Genomic DNA, 18,731 nt, shown 5'->3' on the forward strand with positions numbered 1-18,731 from the left:
CTTAGAAACCTAAATTCAAGGTGATTCCGTAAGAACGTTGGATAGGATAGCCGCGCAACGATTCCGGGTCCATCCCCAAGTCGCTGAGTGAAGACCAAGTGACCAGGTTACTGCCTTGCAAGGCAATGCTGGCCGACGTCAACTTGAGTTTCTTCAGCACGGCCGGTTGCAGGGCGTAGCCCAATGACAGGGATTTCAGGCGCAGGAAGTCGCAGTCTCTTACCCAGAAAGTAGACTCTTTACGGTTGTTGTCATTAGCCGTGGCAAATTTGATGCGCGGCAGTGAGGCACCGGGATTGTCCGGTGTCCAGGTGTCCGTCAGGTGGTATTTCTGGAACCGCTGTAAGCTTCCGCTGTTCGTGGTGTAAAGTTCCTTGATGTTCTGTTGGTAACCTGTGGCGCCTTGGAACATGACGTTGACGAAAAATCCTTTGTAACTTGCACCGAGGCGCAGGCTGAAATTAAAGTCCGGGTTGGAAGAGTTTTTCACGTAAACCAAGTCTTTGGTGTCGAGTACGTGGTTTCCGTCCTGGTCTTTGTACTTGATGTCGCCGGGGGCCAGTGTGGCATTGCCTTGTCCGTCTTGATCGAGCGGCCAGTTGTCAATCTCTTCTTGCGACTGGAACAGGCCTTCGGCTTCATACATCGACCATACCATGCTGCTGCGTCCCACACGGCGCAGGTTAGGAGTAACGCTCGACTCATCGCCGAAATCCAGATATTTGTCCTGGCTCTTGGCCAGTGTCAGGTCTACGTTGTACTTCACCTTGCCGACGGTGTTGCGGTGGGTCAATGTTAAGTCCCAACCCCAGGCTTTCAGTTTGCTGAAGTTCATGTTGGGCACGTTGCCGTCCACACCGGTCGAAGGTGGGTAGAGATAAGACGGGGCTGCTGTGATTTTATCCGTTTCGTAACGCCAATAGTGTTCGAAGGTCAGGCCGAAGCGGTTGTCCCAGAAACCCAAGTCTACAGCGATGTTATAGTCATGCGACTTTCCCCACGTCAGTTCGGGATTGGGATAATTGCCTGTAGACATGATGATGCCCGGACGGTAATTCCCCCCGATGTTATAACCCTCTCTTGTAGACTCTATATAAGTGAGCAGGTAAGAGTACTCTCCGACCAGTCCGTCATCGCCGAGCAGACCTGTGGAAGCCCGGAACTTGACATTGGAGAGCACCTTTTGTTTCCAGTTTTTGAAGAACGTTTCGTTAGACAGCACCCACGAGGCCGATACCGAAGGGAAGAAGCCCCACCGGTGATCGGGGTGGAAATAAGTGGAGCCGTCCACACGGAAGCTAGCTTCCACAAAGTAACGGTAGTCATAGCCGTAGTTCAGTCGTCCGATGAGGGACGCACGTTGGTTGTACGTCTCGCTGCCTAACAGGCGTGCGGTCACGGCTGTCCCGATGGTCTCCGGATAGATGCTGGCGTTTTGGTTTTCGCCCGTCATGTATTGGTTGTGCGTCTGTTGGTAGTTGGCTACGAGCATGGCGCCTACGTCGTGTTTGGCGGCAAATGTACGGTTGTAATTTATTCCGGCTTCATAAAGTTGGTTGTCTACAAAACGGTCGATTTGTTCGATGGAGACTTTGGCGGTCGGGTAGACCGTGTTCGGGTCGGTATCGAACTGTCCTGTCTGTTGGTCGTAAGTGTAGAGCGTAACAGGCTTATTGAAGGTTTTCTCTATGCGGGTATTGTTGTCGAACGTAGCCCGGGCATAGACGGAGAGGCCTTTCACCCAAGGCAGCTCCCAACGCAAGTTGGCCGTGATGGTGTTCATCTTTCCCGTGTCTTTGATGTAGCCGCCAAGACCTTCCACGTTGATGAGCGGGTTGCTGCCATCAGCACTGGCCAGATAACCATTGTCAAAACGCAAAACCTGCAACGGCGAGAAATTATAAGCGTTGTCGATGGTCGTATAACTGGAATTCTTGCTATTGGAGCGCGAACCGGTGAGGTCGAGCGAGAGAACCAAGCCTTTGGTCAGGGTAGCATCCAGTTTGGCCGAATAGTTGAAACGGTCGCGGTTGACTCCGCTGTATAAACCTTTGGAATGGGTGTATCCGCCCGAGATGTAGTATTTTACGTATTGGTTACCTCCGTTGGCCGATACGCTGTGCGTAGTGGTATACCCCACATTGTCCAGGTAATCCAACAAGTTTTCATCGCCGTACACGTTCGGATTGGAGTGCGTGCGTATCATTTCCAACTGTTCGGGAGTATAGGCCGTATTGGTGGTTCCCGGCGTGTTCTCCACGGCACGGTTGTAGAGTTTGGCGTATTCGTAAGCGTCAAGGAAGTCCGGCAATTGCGTGGCTTGTTGGATGTTCATCTGGCCTCGGTAGTTGACCGAGACTTTTTGATTGCCGGAAGCCCGTTTGGTCTGTACTAAAATCACCCCGTTGGCGGCGCGGGCACCGTAGACCGCTGCGGCAGCGGCATCTTTCAGGATGGAGATGCTTTCTATGTCGTCAGGATTCAGGTCAGACAAGCGCATTTCCCCGTCGCTGGTGGTCGTACCAAAACGCGGCACGCCGTCGATGACAAGCAAAGGAGAATTATTGATACCTCGGATATGCAGGTTAGCTTCCTTGGCACTGCTCGGGTCACCGGTGGTTTGCATGACTTGCAAGCCGGCCACTTGCCCGTAAAGGGCTTCATCGAGGTTGGCCGTCGGCAGGCTCAGCAGGTCTTCGCTCTTGATGGTCTCGATGGAGCCGGTGAGCGAAGCTTTCTTTTGCGTGCCGTATCCCACTACGACGAGTTCGTCCAGGTCCTGTGCGTCGTCTTCCAACGTGACTACAAGGTTTTTCTGTCCGGGTTTGATTTTGATGGTCTGGGTTTTGTATCCGAGGAATGAGATGACCAGTTCCGTCCCAGTTTCCGGAATGGAGAAGTTACCGTCCAGGTCGGTTACGGCTCCTCCCTGTGCATTCTTCCATTTGACGTGGGCTCCGATGACAGTCTCGCCTCCGCGGTCTATCACCTTGCCTTTCAATATGGGTTGTGGGGTTTGTGCCGCCAGTCCCCCGGCCAGGCACAAGGCGCCGATGAACAGCGCAGTTATTCTTTTTCCCATGGTGTAATGCGTTTAATTGGCAAATGTCCGCTCGATGAGCAGGATCTGATAATCGTAGAAATCTTTAGTGGAACCGGTTGCAGCGGCGCGGCGCGACTTATAAAGGCTGAGCACCTTGCGCAAGCGTCCGGTCATGAGAGCGCCGATTTGTTCCTTGGTCAGCGTGGGCAGTCCGAAGTTGATACGGGCAAACTCGTTGCCGTGACTCATGCCGCAAGAGCAAGGGAAGTTTGAAGCCATTTCATCGAAAGCATCTTCTTGTGCAGTTTCCTGTCCGGTGGTTGGGTTTGGGGCAACATCCGTGTAGCCAACGAGGCTTGTCGAGGCTTTTGTCGTAGGGGCCAGTCCCGTATTTTTCAGCATGACGGAGATGGCTGCGGCTTGCAAATTTTGTTCGGCATCAGACAAACGGCCTCCGGTCGGGGCCTTGAAGAGGGCCGTGGTGACCTCGTCCAGATATTCGTCGAGGCGGTAGTTGTTTGCCGGATCCATGAGACCGCCTTCTTGGATACGGTAAAGTGTGGCCGAGTTGATGAGCGAGCTGACAATCATGGTTTGCAATTTGTCGTTCACGTTCATGTTGATTTCAAATTTACCAATCAGTTCTTTCACTGTCAACCATTCGTTGTAAGTGCGGGCTTGGTCCAATAGCCAAAGCATGGCTTCACGCTGCCGGTTGCGGTCGATATAGTGTTTGGCCGTCTCCTTGCCGTCTCCTTGCCGTATCTCTTCGTAACGGATACCCCCGATATAAGGCATGACGTGGCGCAGGTAACGGCTGTATTGGTTGACGATTTCGCGGTACATGTTTTCCATCTCGTCGTAGCGTTCGCCGCGTTCCATGTTCCATGTTTCAAGGTTTTGCATTAGAATCTTGAGGTTGCTGATGCCATAGTTGCCGGCTTTGATATGGTCATCGCCCAAGTCCTCCGTTTGGTCGGTCGGGTCTACGGTGCCGAAAAGCTGTTGTGCTCCGAATTCATACATGGGGTCTCCTGCCTTTTCGGCTATCCACTGGTCCAATGTCGGTTTTTCGGCTTCGGGAGTTGAGGCACCGGGAATCAAACGGTAGCCCCAGTTGATGGCGTGGATGTCGTACACGCCCAATACGGGCGGTGTCAGTTTTACACCCCGTTCGACATCACCCGGTTGGGCGACGAAGTTATTGCGGGCATAGTCCATGATACTCGGTGTCGTGCCGTACTTCTGCGTAAAAGAAGGGTTGCGTAACGAATCTACGGGGAAAGAGTAGCTGGCCCCCATATTGTGCATGAGTCCGAGCGTGTGGCCGATTTCGTGGGCGGCTGCATAACGGATGGATTCGCGCATCACGTCGTCGTCGAATACCTGGCAACGTACTCTTGGGTCTACCGCTCCCGTCTGCACGAAACGCCAGTTGTGGAGAAGGGAAATGATGTTGTGGTACCAGATGACGTCACCGGTAAGGATTTCGCCCGTACGCGGGTCCACATGGCTGGGCCCCATGGCGTTGGCCGTGGATGTCGCAGCATATTTGAAGCAGCTGTAGCGCATGTCGTCAGGGTCGAAGTCCGGGTCGTTTTTAGGATAATCCACAGCTTTGATGGCGTTCTTGAAACCGGCGGCTTCAAAAGCCGTATTCCAGTCTTCGATGCCCTGATGGATGGCCGTGCGCCACTTTTCGGGGAAAGCAGAATCTACGTAGAACACGATGGGCTTCTGCGGTTCCACCAGTTCGCCTTGGAAGTATTTGTCCAAGTCCTCTTTCTTCGGTTCCAAACGCCAACGATGGATGAACGTGCGCCGGATGAGGCGGTCTTGTTCCGAAGTATATATGCTTTTGTCGGAGTAGAAGAAACCTACGCGGTTGTCTTGCAGGCGCATCGGCATCGGGTCGTCGGGCAATGCAAAGAGCGAACGGTGCATGATGACCGAGTAAGGTTGGCCGAGCGGGGTGAGGGTGAATGAAAGGCGGCTTTTGATTTCGATGTTTTCCGGGAAACATTTCGAACTGACGATGCCAGAAGCATCCGGTACGAAAGTTCCTTTGAGTGAGTTGCCTCCTCCGAGCAGTTTGCTTAACGGATTATCGGTCTTGATAGGACTGATGGCTTTTTCGTTGGCACCGAAGAAAGCCGTAACGTCGATTACCACGTTCTTTCCGTTTTGGGCCGCGATTTTGAACCCTTTCAGCACGGGGTCATAAAAGTTCTTGTCGAAAGCCGATTCTATGGGGTCTGTCCCCGCTACGATGTCGCTGCTTTGTATTTGGTGTATGTACACGTTCCGTTCGTCCTTGCTGAAGCGGATTAATAGCGGCTGTGTGGCAATCTGTCCGGCTACGAAATCCCGTGTGTTGCTCGTAGCCGCTACGCGGTTGGCCAGGATATAGGTACGCCCGAAAGCGGAGTCCGGGATTTCGAAGTAAAGTTTTCCTTCTTTGGCATTGTATAAGGTGGTGAACAAGCCTTTCTGTACGGCGGCGTTTTTGGTCACTTTTTTATAATCGGCATTGACGGAGTCTTTTACCAATGCCGTTATTGCATTCTTGTTCTTTTTGCTCTTTCTTTTGGCTTCGGTTGGTTGGCAGACAGCCAGAGTGGCCAACAAGGCGAGAGTTATTCCTGTACTTTTTCTCATAATCGTCTTATTTTTGAGTGATTGATTTGTAGACAGCAGAAGATAAGAGAGGAGGATGAGAACTCGTCTTACCCTCCTCTCCGGTATATGTGCTATATTATTGGGCGTTTACTTTACATGAGATGTGATTGGCTTTTACAATATACAAGCCCGGTTCGAGGCTGAAGTTCACTGCATTTCCGCTTGCAGCCTGTATGGCAATGGCCTGTCCGGACAGGTTGTAAACCTTCACTTCGCAACCGTTTGTCAATCCTGTTACTAGCACGTTGCCGCGTGTGGCCGTAATGGCAGGGGCATTGTGGCGAGTGCCTTCTATATTGCTTCCGCCTTCCACGAGTGTGGTTGTGGTCTTGAACGTATTTGAACCGCTGAATTTCGGGAAAGCTTCAGTCGTCATTTCGCAGTACACGGGCGAATCTTGCTTCGTCAGGAAGGTGAACACGCCGTCTTCTTCGGTATAGTCAGTTCCGGCTACGAGTGCCGTGCCGTCCTCGGTCATCCACGTGTAAGTGGTCGTTTGTGGGCTCTCTGCCAGTCCGGTAATATGGTTTTGTGCCGAGAGGTCTACGGTTTCGTCCGCTTTTACTTCCGCTGCAATCTGCAAGGCGTTTTGCGGGGCATAGGTGAATGTCTTGCAAGGCAGTGCGGGAAGGGTAGCCAACGTGAAGTTGTTCTTGCTGCAGTTCACGCTTTTGGTCACGTTGTCGGCTTTGAGTTCCGTCAATTTGTTGCCCATGCAGAACAAGGTGCCTAAAGCCTCGCTTGCCGTCACATCCAACGAAGTGAGTTGGTTGTTGTTCAGGTTGACATAGGTAAGAGCCGTGTTTTTGCTCAGGTCGATGTCTGTGAGTTTGCAGTTCAGCAGGTACAGGCTCGACAGTTTCGTGTTGTTCGACAAGTCGATGGCTTCTATCGGGCAGTTGTTGAGCGACAAGTAATCCAATTCCGTATTTTGAGTTAAGTTTATTTGGGTCAAGGGCGTGTCTTTGGCATCCAAGCGGGTCAATTTCGTATTGGCCGTGAGGTCGAGCGTTTCCAAGTCGTTGTTGTAGCAGTTCAGCTTTTCCAAATTCACGTTTTGGCTGAGGTCCAAAGTCTTCAGTGCGTTGGTATACACGTTTAGTTCTTTCAAGTCGGTGGCGGCCGATGTGTTGACGGCAGTCACTTGTGCGCCGTCCACACGTGAATCGCAGCCGAAGACAGAGATTTCGCGGGCATAGATTTTGATGTGGCCTTCTCCGGCAGGTGTACCGGTCACGGTGGTAGTCGTACCGTATTCGTCTGCCAATGCGATGGTGTCCGTTGTCATACGCTGTCCGTTGCCCCAATCCACCATGATGCGGTTGGCTTCCGTTGTGGATGCGAATGTGAGGTTACGTTCATTGCCGTCCACGTCAGCGGTAAGCGTCAAGTAAAGTTCCGGCTCGGTTTCAATGGTAGCCTGTGCGGTCTTAAAAGTATTTGTGCCTGAAAATTTAGGGAAGGCCTCTGTGGTCATTTCACAGTAAACAGGTTCGTCGAAAGCTTTCAGGAACGTGAATACATCATTTTCCATTGTGTAGTCCGTGCCCGCCTGCAGTTCGGTGTCGCCTGTTTTCCATACGAATGTGGTTTTTTGTGCTTCGGTAGTCAGTCCGGTAAGGTTGTCTTGTGCGGAAAGGTCGATTTTCTCACCCTGCCATATTCGTTTCATGATTTGCAAGGCGTTTTGCGGGGCATAAGTGTAAGTCTTGCAAGGCAGTGCGGGCAAGGTGGCCAACGTGAAGTTGTTTTTGCTACAGTTCACGCTTTTGGTCACATTGTCGGCCTTAAGTTCCGTCAATTGGTTGCCCATGCAGAACAAGGTGCCTAAAGCCTCGCTTGCTGTCACATCCAAAGAGGTCAGTTGGTTGTTGTTCAAGTTGACATAAGTAAGAGCCGTGTTTTTGCTCAGGTCGATGTTTGCGAGTTTACAGTTCAGCAGGTACAGGCTCGACAGTTTCGTGTTGTTCGACAGGTCGATGGCTTCTATCGGGCAGTTGTTGAGCGACAAATAGCTCAGTTCCTTGTTTTGGGTCAAGTCAATTTTGGCCAAGGGCGTGTCTTTGGCATCCAGGCGTGTCAGTTTCTTGTTTGCCGTGAGGTCGAGTGTTTCCAAGTCGTTGTTGTAGCAGTTCAGCTTTTCCAACTTCGTGTTTTGGCTGAGGTCCAATGTCTTCAGTGCGTTGGTATACACGTTCAGTTCTTTCAAGTCGGTGGCAGCCGATGTGTTAATGGCTGTTACATGTGCTCCCTCCAGGTGTGAGTCGCAGCCGAATACAGTGATGCCGTTGCCATAGATTTTGATGATACCTTCCCCGGTGGGCGTACCGGTTACGGTAGTAGTCGCACCGTATTCGTCTGCTACGGCAATTTCTTCTGTTTCCACGAGTTTTCCGTCTCCCCAGTCGATTTGCAGTTTATGACCGGTTTCTGTCATGGCAAAGACCAAATTGCGTGCATTACCGTCGATTTCAACGGTTAACGTGATGGCCGGTTCGGTTTGTGCATAAGTGACGATGCCGAACATGGCGAATAGGATAGAGAGTAGATACTTCTTCATAGACGTTTGTTTTTAATTAGGAAATAGTTTTTAGTCTCTTTTTGTCCGTTTTTATTCTTCCTGCGAACTGGTTGCTCTCTTAATAAGAGAGCGATGTTTCATTTACACCTGGCAGTCACACTTACAAAATGAAGAGTCAAATGCTTATTTGATGAACTTAATTATAGTCTTTGTTATATGAAAACATGCATTTTGTTTTGTGGGTTTCATCCTTTTGCTTATCTTTGAGGGTGTTATAGAGTTGCATAATTATGCAATCGCTCTCTTATTAAGAGATATGTTTTCAATGTACTCTTAGCCAACTTGTATGGTGTAGGAGTAGAACTGTTCGGAATGTATCCGGTTTACGCAAATGAGGAATTTTAAAGCTGTTTTTACATCCAAGAATGGAAAAAAAGAAAGTAAATCTCGGCGTCGTATGGAAAAATGAATATCTTTGCGCATAGTATCAATCAAATGCCGAAGGGTTATGGTGAAAGTTTATTCTTGTAGTTTTTTTCTCCTGTTCTTGGGGATATTGTGTGTTATTCCAGTTCAAGCCGGGAAGAACAAGGGAAATTTGAGTAATTTAGTTTGTTTCGTACGTTTCTTGGATGAGGATAACGACGAGATGTTCGAGCATCCTTTTTCGATGTATGAACAGTTGTTTAATGACGCTACGTCAGGGGCGAATTCCGTATACAACTATTTTCGTGAGGCTTCTTACGGGCAGCTTTCTTGGAAAAGCAGTTTTTATCCGAAGGCGGTGGACGGAAAGGTCATTTCTTATCGTGCCAACAGGGAGCGGGGATATTACAAGCCGAAAGGGGAAATCAACGACATAGGTTATGAGGACGAGGTGGACAAAGCGGCGCGGGAACAAGCCCTTATCCGCGAAGTGGCGACCTGGCTTTCCGATGCGCTTCCGGAGGACTCACCGTTGGATGCGGACGGCGACGGCATCGTGGATAACATGTGTATCGTGCTGAGCGGACGTTCGGACCTCAGTAACAAGTATTTATTGTGGCCCCACCGTTCCGACCTGGCTTTGCCCGATGAAAAGGCCATATATATAAAAGGTAAGAAACTGGTCGGTTACCTGATGGTGTTCGACGATGCGAACGGTTGGGCTTCGTTGGAACCCATACCGTTGAACACCGGAGTGATTTGCCACGAAATGTCGCATTCTCTCGGTACGTATGACCTATATCACGTGAATGACAATTTAAATCCCGTCGGAGTCTGGGACTTGATGTCGGACAATCTTCTTGTGCCCCAACAGATGTCGGCTTACACGAAGTATCGCTATTGCGGTTGGTTGGACGAGATTCCTGAGATTTCGGAGCCGGGCACATACGTGTTGAACCCGGTCGGGGGAGAGAAGAAAGAGAATGTGGCTTATAAAATCAAGCCCGTCGGTTCCGAAGAATATTTTGTGGTGGAATACCGCCGCAGGGAGGGCAGCACGTTTGACGGCGGCCTGCCGGAATCCGGCTTGTTGGTTTACCGCATCAATCCGGCTTATACGGGCGGTAACGTGAACTATAACGGGACAACCCGTCTGGACGAAGTATACGTTTTCCGGCCAGGTGGTACGGTGACGGCCGACGGGGACATAGAAAAGGCGGCTTTCAGCGAGGAGAGCGGGCGTACGGCTTTCGGGGGAGACGCGGAAGTGAAGCCCTTTTACAGCGACGGTACGGTGGCACGTTTCGCATTGACGAATATCTCGTCGTGCGGCGAGACCCTTTCGTTCAATCTGGAGAACCTGGGACATCAGATCAAACTGTCCGAAGAAGCTGTGACGTTTGGCGGCACGGCGGGCGACAAGCTCGAGTTTTCGGTGGAGGCTGATGTGGACTGGACTGTGTCCGGCTTACCCGATTGGTTGAAACTGTCGCCGCAGCAGGGAGAGGCGGGAAAGACCACTGTCACTTTGGAAACCCTGTCTGAAAATGCCACTGCGCAGACGCGCAAGGCAGAATTGGCCTTCACCTCGCCTTCGGATGCCGGGCTGAAAACCATATTGACCGTACATCAACAGTCCAATGTCATTCTGCCCCCGTCCGGGTTGTCCGCCCGTGTGACGGAGGACGGGAAGGTGGAACTGGCATGGACGGCTCCGCAAGAGGGGGCTCCCGTGTTGTCGGACGGTTTTGAAGATACGGCCAATCCGAATGGTTGGACGATAAAGAACGCCGGTGACAGGGGATGGACGTGGCAGGAGGCTGCCAAGAATTACATGCCTTACAGCGGAAATTATTCCATGTACATGAAGAGTGCTTGGGAGGATAAGCATCAGGACGAACGCCTTATTTCTCCAGTGTTCGCTTATGGCCGTGAATTGTCATTCTGGAGCAAGTCCATTGCTCCGCAGAAGGACATCAAGGACCAATACTATTATGTGGAAGTGAGTACCGACGGAGGGGAAACATGGGCACCGGTGTACGACTTAATCAAGGACTGCGATGTGCTGAACCAATATGTGAAAATCACCATCGACCTCTCCGCTTATCAGTCCGACCGCATGCGCGTGGCTTTCCATGCCTACGATACGAACGATGTGGGATTGTCTTATTGGTGGCAAATCGATGACGTGGAGATTTATTCCGCTCCGTCGGAAACCTTGGTGGAGGGTTATGCCGTATATCGCAACGGTGTCAAATTGGGCGAGACATTGGATGTGAACTTTACGGATGCCGTGCCGCTTGTTGGTGAAAATATCTATACCGTGCGGGCTACCGGAAGTTTCGGCGAGACTTCTGATTCGGAAGCAGTCATATTGGTGTATGACCCTTCCGGCGTGGAAAAGGTAGGGGCGATGCCGGACGTGACGGTCGGGACGGCACAAGGGCGCGTTATGGTACGGTCGTCCGTTCCGTTGCGCCAAGTGCGTCTCGTGACAGCGGAAGGCATGCAGGCAGCCCTTGCCCGTCCTGACGGGAATGTATATATTTTTGATGTGTCCGGGATGAGCCGTGGCCTCTATCTTGTAGTCTGCGAGACCGATGGGGACGGAACGCCTGTCGTGCGAAAGGTTATCTTGAAGTAAAAGAGTAGGTTAAGTCTGTCCTGAAGCCCGTTTCGGAAGAGGGTTGACGACCTTCCGGAAAGTGGAAAATCAATCTGCGCCAAATGAAAAATCAATCGACTGAGATTGAAAAATCATTTGGCGCAGATTGATTTTCGTTTGTGCTGACAGTGATTTCCGCGCCTTCTGAACGGGTTATTGGTAGATGAGGAATGTCAAGTTTTCGGGACGGAAAAGCTCTTGTGCCACGGCATGGAGGCCTTCTGCCGTCAGCCCGTCTATCTTTTGGTATAGACGGTTCAGGTCGCGTGCCCGGTCATAATGCAGGAACGTTTTTCCCATGGCTAACGCCACGTTCTCAAAGCTGTCGTAAGAGATGCCTATCTGGCCCTTGATTTGCCGTTTGGCGGCTTCCAACGCATGGGGTGCCAACGGGGCTTCGGCCAATCGTCTCAGTTCTTTCAGCACGAGGCGGCGGCAACGCGCCACGTCGTGAGGGTCGCAGCCGAAATATACGCTCCACAAGCCGGTGTCGGTGTAAGTGGTCATGACGCTTTCCACCGTATATACAAGGCCGTGCTTCTCGCGCAGGCTCAGGTTGAGGCGTGAGTTCATGCCCGGGCCTCCTAAGATATTGTTCAGCAGGTAGAGGCTCAGGTGGCGCGGGTCGCGGGCACTGTAAGCCCGTGCGCCTATCATGACGTGCGCCTGATGGGTGTCTTTGTGCAGCGTGACGGTCTGGGGGCGGTATTCCGGTACAGCCGTGCGTCCGGCATCGTTCCCGTCAGGCCGCGCAGGGGAAGCGTCTGCTTGGAGAAGCGTTTGGAAAGGATGGTTTTCGGGCAAGGAGGAGGCCACCCGTTTCAGGGCTTTGGTGATTTCCCGGCAGGCCTGTGCCGGTTCGATGCGTCCGTAGACGAAGAAGACCATCCGATCGGGACGGTACAGCCGCCGGGCGAAACGTTGGATGTCCTCGCTGCGGAATCCGCGCAGGCGTCCGGCTTCGCCCAGGATGTTACGTCCCAAGGGGTGGCCGCAAAAGATAAGGTTTTCGAAATCATCGAAAATCAATTCAGAAGGCGAATCGTTGTAGCTTTCTATTTCGTCGATGACCACCTCCACCTCTTTGTTCATCTCTGTTTGGGGATAGGTGCTGCCCAACACGATGTCGGCCAACAGGTCCACGGCACGTGCGAAGTGTTCTTTCAGGAAAGCCGTATAGTAAATGGTTTCCTCTTTGCCCGTATAGGCGTTCAAGTCTCCTCCCACGCTTTCCATGCGGTTCAGGATATGCCACGAGCGGCGTCGGTGCGTCCCTTTGAAAGTCAGGTGCTCGCAAAAGTGTGCCAACCCGTTTTCGTCAGGCTGTTCGTCGCGCGTGCCGGCATCGACGGCAATGCCGCAATATACCACGTCCGTAGCCGAAGGGGCACAGATGACGCGCATGCCGCAAGGAAGGGTATGGGTATAGGGAACAGCCGAAGCGGGAGAATTTGTTGTCATGTCGTTATGCTTTATGTTTAGCCGCACAAAGTTACTGCAAACCACGGGAAAGGAAAAGGAAACAGGCCGTTATTTGCATAAATCGCTCCCACTCGGCAAGCTTCGGGCAAGCTCGGTCTGCGCTCGCTTAATCGCGATTTTCCTTTTATTCCGTTTGCAGTCCGCAGTTGTCCGTCCGGTATTTACTATCGGCAAGGGGAAAGTGCCTTTGGGCTTTCCCCTTGCTGGAGAGTTTTATGTTTTGCTTAAAAGAACAGTGCCATGCGGTAGACGGCGAAGGCCGTCACGTAGGCCAGTACGGTGGTGTATGCCGCCGTAAAAATGGCCCACTTCCATGTGCCGCTTTCTCCTTTGACGGCTGCAATCGTGGCCAGGCAAGGGAAATAAAGCAGGGCGAAGACCATGTAACTCAATGCGGCTTCGGGTGCGGTGTGTTGGCTCAGTATTTGTGCCAGACGGGTCTGCGAAGCGTCTTCGGTGGTTTCCGGTTCCGCGTCTTCGGCCGCGCAGTTGTACAGAACTCCCAGTGTGCTGACCATCAGTTCTTTTGCACCGACACCGGCTATGATACCTACGCCCATGCGCCAATCATAACCTAACGGACGGATGGCCGGTTCGATGGCATGGCCTATCCGGCCCATGTAAGATTGTTCCTGTTGTTCGGCTTCCGTCAGCTCACCGTTGCCCGTGGGGAAATGTCCTAAAGCCCAAATCACGATGCTGGCCACCAAGATGATGCCTCCCATCTTACGTAAGTATTGGCGTCCTTTCTCCCACGTATGGCGGCAGACACCGCGCGAACTGGGCAGGCGGTAAGGAGGGAGTTCCATGACGAAATGGCTTTCGTATTGGCGCATGAAAATCTTGCTGAATACCCATGCGACAAACAAGGCCATTCCTGTTCCGAACATGTAAAGGCAGAGCATGACGGTGGAAGCGTTTTGTGGAAAGAATGCCCCGGCAAAGACCACATACACCGGAATGCGTGCGCTGCATGAAATCATCGGAGTGACCAACATGGTAATCATACGGCTTTTGGGATTTTCTATCGTACGGGTAGCCATGACGGCCGGCACGTTGCATCCGTAACCCATCAGCATGGGGATGAAGGATTTGCCGTGCAGTCCCAACCGGTCGAACAACGGGTCGGCCAACATGGCGGCACGTGCCAGATAACCCGAATCTTCCAATATGGAGATGAAGAAATAAAGAATCAGGATGTTGGGCAAGAAGACAATGACGCTGCCCACACCGCCTAATATGCCGTCGCAAACCAAAGCTTGCAGCGTGCCTTCGGGCATTTGGCTCTCGCAGAGGGCGATGAGCCATGACACCCCGCCGTCTATCCAGTCCATGGGATATTGTCCGATGGTGAACGTGACCCAAAAGATGAACCACATGATGGCCACGAACAACGGATAGGCTATCCAACGGTTGGCCAACAACCGGTCTAACGTTGTGGTGACGCGGTGGCTGCGTCCGTGTTTCTTGATATAGACCCCGTCGAGTATTTGTCCGATATGGGAGTAACGTTCCTCGTCTTCGTGTTCGCGTTCGGGGCAGGGACAGGCCATGCCACTTCCTTTGTCTGCTTCCATATTTCCCGGTCTGGCTCCTTTCCCGGTACAGTGGGTACAATGTTCCGGGTCGTTGCAACAGGCTGCCTCGTGGGTATGTCCTTGTATGCCCGCACGGTGAAGTTCAATGTGTTGGTTTGCCAGTTCTATGGCTTTTTCCAATAAGGCATCGATGCCCATGCGTTGGCGGGCTACGGTGGGGTAGAGAGGCATGCCTAATCGGCGGCTTAGTTCCTCGATGTCGAGCGTGCTTTGGCTTTCTTCAAACTCATCGTACATGTTCAAGGCTCCGACGAGCGGCAGGTTCCGTTCCTTCAGTTGCATGGTGAGCAACAGGTTCCGCTCCAGATTGGTTGTGTCAAGCACATTGATGACGGCATCTATCCGGCCGCTTTCCAGTTCGTGTGCCACATACGCTTCTTCTGGACTGAAAGCGCGGATAGAGTAGGTTCCCGGCAGGTCGACCAGACGGATTTTCCGACCCTCGAAGACCATTTCCCCGACCACGCTGCTGACGGTCACTCCGCTGTAATTACCGGTACGTTCGTGTCCCCCCGAGGCTGCATTGAAAAGTGAGGTCTTGCCGCAATTCGGATTACCGACCAAAGCTATCGTAATCACTCCGGCTTCGGCCGGCGTGTGGGTGGTGATACGGTGTTTGGACGGACCGCAACTGGGGCATCCCGTGTGGGGGGATGGCGGCACGACGGTTCCGTTTCTTCGTTGATGCCGGTCTGAACGGAGCTTTCGGTTCGGGAGGTCTGTGGGGATGCCTGTGGACGGGGTTGGGGCATCCGTTTCCTGCACCGGAGATGAAGCATCCGCTTCTCCCGGAACGGTGACTTGAATTTTTTCCGCTTCGCTTTTCCGGAGTGCGATTTGCCCACCCATCAATTCAAAGACGATAGGATTCCCCACGGGAGAACAAAACAACTTCTTGACTTTTTTCCCCGTAACAAACCCCATTTCGCTCAAGCGGGCTCTGAAGGCTCCGCTGCCTTCTATGTGCGATATCATCACGGTTTCGTTCGTGTTGACATCCGATAATCTCATCATTACTACTTATATATAATTATACAGCGTGCAAAATTACTTGCATTTTCCGGCTTGTGCAATACCTGATAGTGGTGATTTTGTTAAGAATTGGCATAGCTGTGCATGCCGCCAAGCAGATAATTGACTCCGAAGTAGGTCATCAGGACTACGGCGAAGGCAAAGACCATATAGCCATGGAATACCCATGGACGTTGGAAACAGGGCAGACTGTTACGGTGGAAAGAGATGCCGTAAATGATGAACGCCGCAAGTGCCCACACTTCTTTCGGATCCCACGACCAGTAACTGCCCCACGACACGTTGGCCCATACGGCTCCCAACACAATGCCTATGCCCAACAGGAAAGTGCCCGGATATAACAGAAGGCGGCTCAACAAGGTGAGTTGTTCGATTTGTTCTCCCGTAACCGGCGAAGCGGTGTTTTTTTGTTTCCCTATCAGGCACAAGGCCAGGATGCCGTTCAGAAAGGTGAAAGCAAAAAGGCCGTATGAAATCATGATGAGCGACACGTGCCAACTCAGCCACGGGGATGCCAGTACCGGCATGAGGGGCGTAATTTGCGGGTTCATCTCGCCCAAGTAGGCCACGAGCAGGGTGAATCCGGAAAGCAGGAAACCGAAAGGCCGGGTGAAAGGGAACCTCCGTTGGAGCAGGTAGGCGGTCAGGAGGACTGCCAGAGCGACGAACTGCATCGTTTCGTATCCGTTGCTCAGGGGGAAACCGCCTCTAATGTAACCGCGCAAGGCGTATCCTGTGGCATGGAATAGAGTGGTGAGGCAGAGGGCTGTGCCCCATACCCGTCGGCTTACGGCTTTCTCCTTACGGCTCGTCAGCATCCTGAACATGAATAATCCGAAGGCGGCAAAGCCTAAAGTGAGGTTGGCCATGAACAGGATTTTGCTGAAGGGAATACGGTTGTACCACAGTTCGGCGTTGACTTTCTGGCTACTGAGATGTGGAACGTCGGGCGGCAGCGGGCGGACGAGCGTGCCTTGCCGGAGCATGAGGATGAGTCCTACTTTTTCGTCCGTCTCCTGTATGGCCTGGGCCAGTTTGCTCCGGTTGCCTTGTTCGCGTTGCCATAAAGGCTGCAACTTGTATTGTGTCCCGTCGAACAAATGATCGAGCGAGGCATATTCTTCTTTCAGGCCCAAAGCGGTGCGCAACTCCTGATTTTTGATGCGGATAATGGGGGTGCGGTTCCATTCTTCGGGGTAGAGCATCCAACTGCTCACCACCTGTTCCGGGGTGATTCCGTGGAAGGTTGGCCGTCCGTATACTTTTTGTACGAAATCCCGTGCAAGTGTGTTGAACGGGGCGACGCGGTCGTTGTAGACCACTTGTTGGATAGCCAGACTGTCGGCTTGTATCCGCTTGACTACGGGCAAGGCCGGGTCGGCTTTCAGTTGAAAGCCCCAAAACAAGGTTATCAGGAACAGTCCGCCTTTCCGAATCAGCGGATGCCTTAACAGACGGCGGAAACCTCCGCCCCGGGCGCACAGCAGGAGCAGGCACCCCAACCCCATCAGGCAGAAACCGGCATAGGTGATGCCCGTCCCCCAAGGGTCATAGTTTACCGAAAGCCAACTGCCTTCCCCGTCTTCGTCGTAGGAAGACTGGTAAAAACGGTACCCTTGTGCAGAAAATATCCGGTTCATGGAAACAATTGGCCGGGCAAAGATGTCACCGTCGATATGTTGGCAGGAGATTTGGCTCACGTAGTCGGCAGGAGCTTCCGTGCCCGGATAATATGCTATACGGAAGCTGTCCAAACGCATCATGAAAGGCAGGCGTGCCACTTGTTTCCGTTCGTTGACATATTCTCCTGTAGGCTGGCCTTTACGCAAGTGCAGTATGCCTTTATGTCCGGTAAAGGCGGTGGTGAGCGCTCCGGTGAATATCACGCCGAAACTGAGGTGAAGGATGAGAAGCGGAAGGTTTTTCCACATTTTACGGTGTGCGAAAAGTGCGGCCGAAGTGACCACTACGGTGGTCCATAACAGTTTGAACCACCAAGTGCCGTAAACGTAGGTTTGGACAAAAGGCGTGTCGTGGGCATCTTCCACAAACGTGGATATGCCGATGCCTGCGGCAGCCAAAAAGAGTAGTATAAAGGGGACAGGCTTCATGATGTAGGGAGAATATACCGGATAAGTCCTTAAAAGTCGCGATACTTTTCGTTGCAACGCTTTTTCACGGCAATACACTCCATTTCGATAAGCCATGTAGGTCGGCATACCGGTGCCAAGGTGATGACTTTCGGAGTGTCGGGGAACCGTCGGTCGAACATCTCTTTCACGGTCTGGTAGTCGCAGATGTCGCGCAGGTAAACGATGATTTGCATGACATCATCGAAAGATGCGCCGCCTTCTTCAAGTAGGACTCCTACATTTTCCCACATGCGTTCGGCTTGTTTCACGATGTTGCCCACATGCACCACCTCCCCTTTGTTGTTGATGCTGGCCGTGCCGCTGATGAACACATGGGCACGGTCGCCGTATTCCATGACGGTACCTCGCTCGAAGGTTACTCCGTATTCGTAAGTAGGGTTCAGGTGGGTGGGGGCGTACAAATAGCGTTGTTGTGAGGGCTCAAACCCCGTAAGGGCATACGTTCCCATCTGTACCAAAGCCCGTGTATCCGCAGGCAGTCCGCCGATGCCCGTGCTGCTGATGTAGTGGGTCCGTTCGGTGAGTCCTTGCTCGGCGAAGTTTTCCTTACGTGCTTTCACCATGCCGGCGTATTGGGTGTCTACATCGCGTACGAAAAACCACGTACGGATACAGTTGCCTGCCAACGTGGCGTTGAAGCTTTGTAAAGTCTCCTCGTAACTGATGAGCAGGGATTCTGTTTGCCAGGCCGAGTCGCCCTTGTGTTCGTGCATGCCCATCTTCCATAAATGGCGGTAACCGTTGTGTTCCGCTACGATGACACCGTTTACATTGGCTACTTTACTGCCTTTTTGCAGATATAGCCACACGGCCACCTTGCTGCCGTCAAGCGGTGGCTGTTGGATGACGGACACGGAACAGTCTGCTTCTTGCTTCATCAAAGGCTGTTGGTTGGTCGAATCGCTAAGGAAGTACCGTTTCAGGATGACATCGGCACCCATGACCTGTGGCAACTGTAACAGCCGTTTTTCTCCTTCGTAGATTCGTTTGAGTTGGCCGTCGAAGAGTTCGGCTTTCGGCTCCACATGCAGCATGGCGTGGAACTCTTCTATTTTACCTTGTGGGGCAAAGGCGGATATTTCCGCAGTTACGCCCAAATCTTCCCAATATACTTTGCTTTTATCCATGTTAT

At 52.2% G+C, this 18,731-nt stretch carries 8 protein-coding genes; 1 reads left to right on the plus strand and 7 read right to left on the minus strand.

Going from position 1 to position 18,731, the window contains the following annotated elements; all coding sequences use genetic code 11:
* Window position 1: 1 nt before the first annotated feature.
* From E0E47_RS12125 to E0E47_RS12135, 3 genes are all read right to left on the minus strand, one after another.
* Window positions 2–3,082, minus strand: a complete 3,081-nt coding sequence (locus tag E0E47_RS12125; protein ID WP_130893825.1) for a SusC/RagA family TonB-linked outer membrane protein — start codon at window positions 3,080–3,082, stop codon at window positions 2–4.
* A 12-nt stretch (window positions 3,083–3,094) separates the two neighbouring features.
* Complete coding sequence (locus E0E47_RS12130) at window positions 3,095–5,701, minus strand: zinc-dependent metalloprotease (protein WP_130893826.1); 2,607 nt, start codon at window positions 5,699–5,701, stop codon at window positions 3,095–3,097.
* Window positions 5,702–5,798: 97 nt separating this feature from the next.
* Window positions 5,799–8,282 carry a leucine-rich repeat domain-containing protein gene (locus E0E47_RS12135; protein ID WP_130893827.1) on the minus strand — a complete coding sequence of 828 codons (2,484 nt, stop codon included), beginning with the start codon at window positions 8,280–8,282 and terminating at the stop codon, window positions 5,799–5,801.
* Window positions 8,283–8,841: 559 nt separating this feature from the next.
* On the opposite strand from E0E47_RS12135, the gene E0E47_RS12140 reads away from it, so the two are divergent.
* Entirely contained in the window at window positions 8,842–11,313 is a 2,472-nt protein-coding gene (locus E0E47_RS12140; protein WP_232038428.1) for a M6 family metalloprotease domain-containing protein, read from the plus strand.
* A gap of 174 nt (window positions 11,314–11,487) precedes the next feature.
* Here E0E47_RS12140 and E0E47_RS12145 read toward each other — a convergent pair whose 3' ends face one another.
* From E0E47_RS12145 to E0E47_RS12160, 4 genes are all read right to left on the minus strand, one after another.
* The gene (locus tag E0E47_RS12145) at window positions 11,488–12,738 is read right to left on the minus strand and encodes a M16 family metallopeptidase (RefSeq protein ID WP_130894373.1); all 1,251 of its coding nucleotides are present in this window, start codon (window positions 12,736–12,738) and stop codon (window positions 11,488–11,490) included.
* Between the two features lie 302 nt (window positions 12,739–13,040).
* On the minus strand, window positions 13,041–15,428 hold the full coding sequence (gene feoB, locus E0E47_RS12150) for a ferrous iron transport protein B (RefSeq protein WP_130893828.1): 2,388 nt from the start codon (window positions 15,426–15,428) through the stop codon (window positions 13,041–13,043).
* An 80-nt stretch (window positions 15,429–15,508) separates the two neighbouring features.
* Window positions 15,509–17,557, minus strand: a complete 2,049-nt coding sequence (locus tag E0E47_RS12155) for a cytochrome c biogenesis protein CcsA (RefSeq protein WP_130894374.1) — start codon at window positions 17,555–17,557, stop codon at window positions 15,509–15,511.
* 29 nt (window positions 17,558–17,586) lie between these two features.
* Window positions 17,587–18,726, minus strand: coding sequence for a Rid family hydrolase (locus E0E47_RS12160; protein ID WP_130893829.1), 1,140 nt, complete (start codon window positions 18,724–18,726; stop codon window positions 17,587–17,589).
* Between the last annotated feature and the right edge of the window lie 5 nt (window positions 18,727–18,731).

Origin of the sequence: Paraprevotella xylaniphila YIT 11841 (assembly GCF_900683745.1) — a bacterium.
Lineage (GTDB): Bacteria > Bacteroidota > Bacteroidia > Bacteroidales > Bacteroidaceae > Paraprevotella > Paraprevotella xylaniphila.

Coding starts and splice junctions, on each gene's coding strand:
- E0E47_RS12145 (WP_130894373.1), bottom strand. CDS start 12,738: ATGCGCGTCATCTGTGCCCCTTCGGCTACGGACGTGGTATATTGCGGC.
- E0E47_RS12130 (WP_130893826.1), bottom strand. CDS start 5,701: ATGAGAAAAAGTACAGGAATAACTCTCGCCTTGTTGGCCACTCTGGCT.
- E0E47_RS12160 (WP_130893829.1), bottom strand. CDS start 18,726: ATGGATAAAAGCAAAGTATATTGGGAAGATTTGGGCGTAACTGCGGAA.
- feoB (WP_130893828.1), bottom strand. CDS start 15,428: ATGATGAGATTATCGGATGTCAACACGAACGAAACCGTGATGATATCG.
- E0E47_RS12125 (WP_130893825.1), bottom strand. CDS start 3,082: ATGGGAAAAAGAATAACTGCGCTGTTCATCGGCGCCTTGTGCCTGGCC.
- E0E47_RS12155 (WP_130894374.1), bottom strand. CDS start 17,557: ATGAAGCCTGTCCCCTTTATACTACTCTTTTTGGCTGCCGCAGGCATC.
- E0E47_RS12135 (WP_130893827.1), bottom strand. CDS start 8,282: ATGAAGAAGTATCTACTCTCTATCCTATTCGCCATGTTCGGCATCGTC.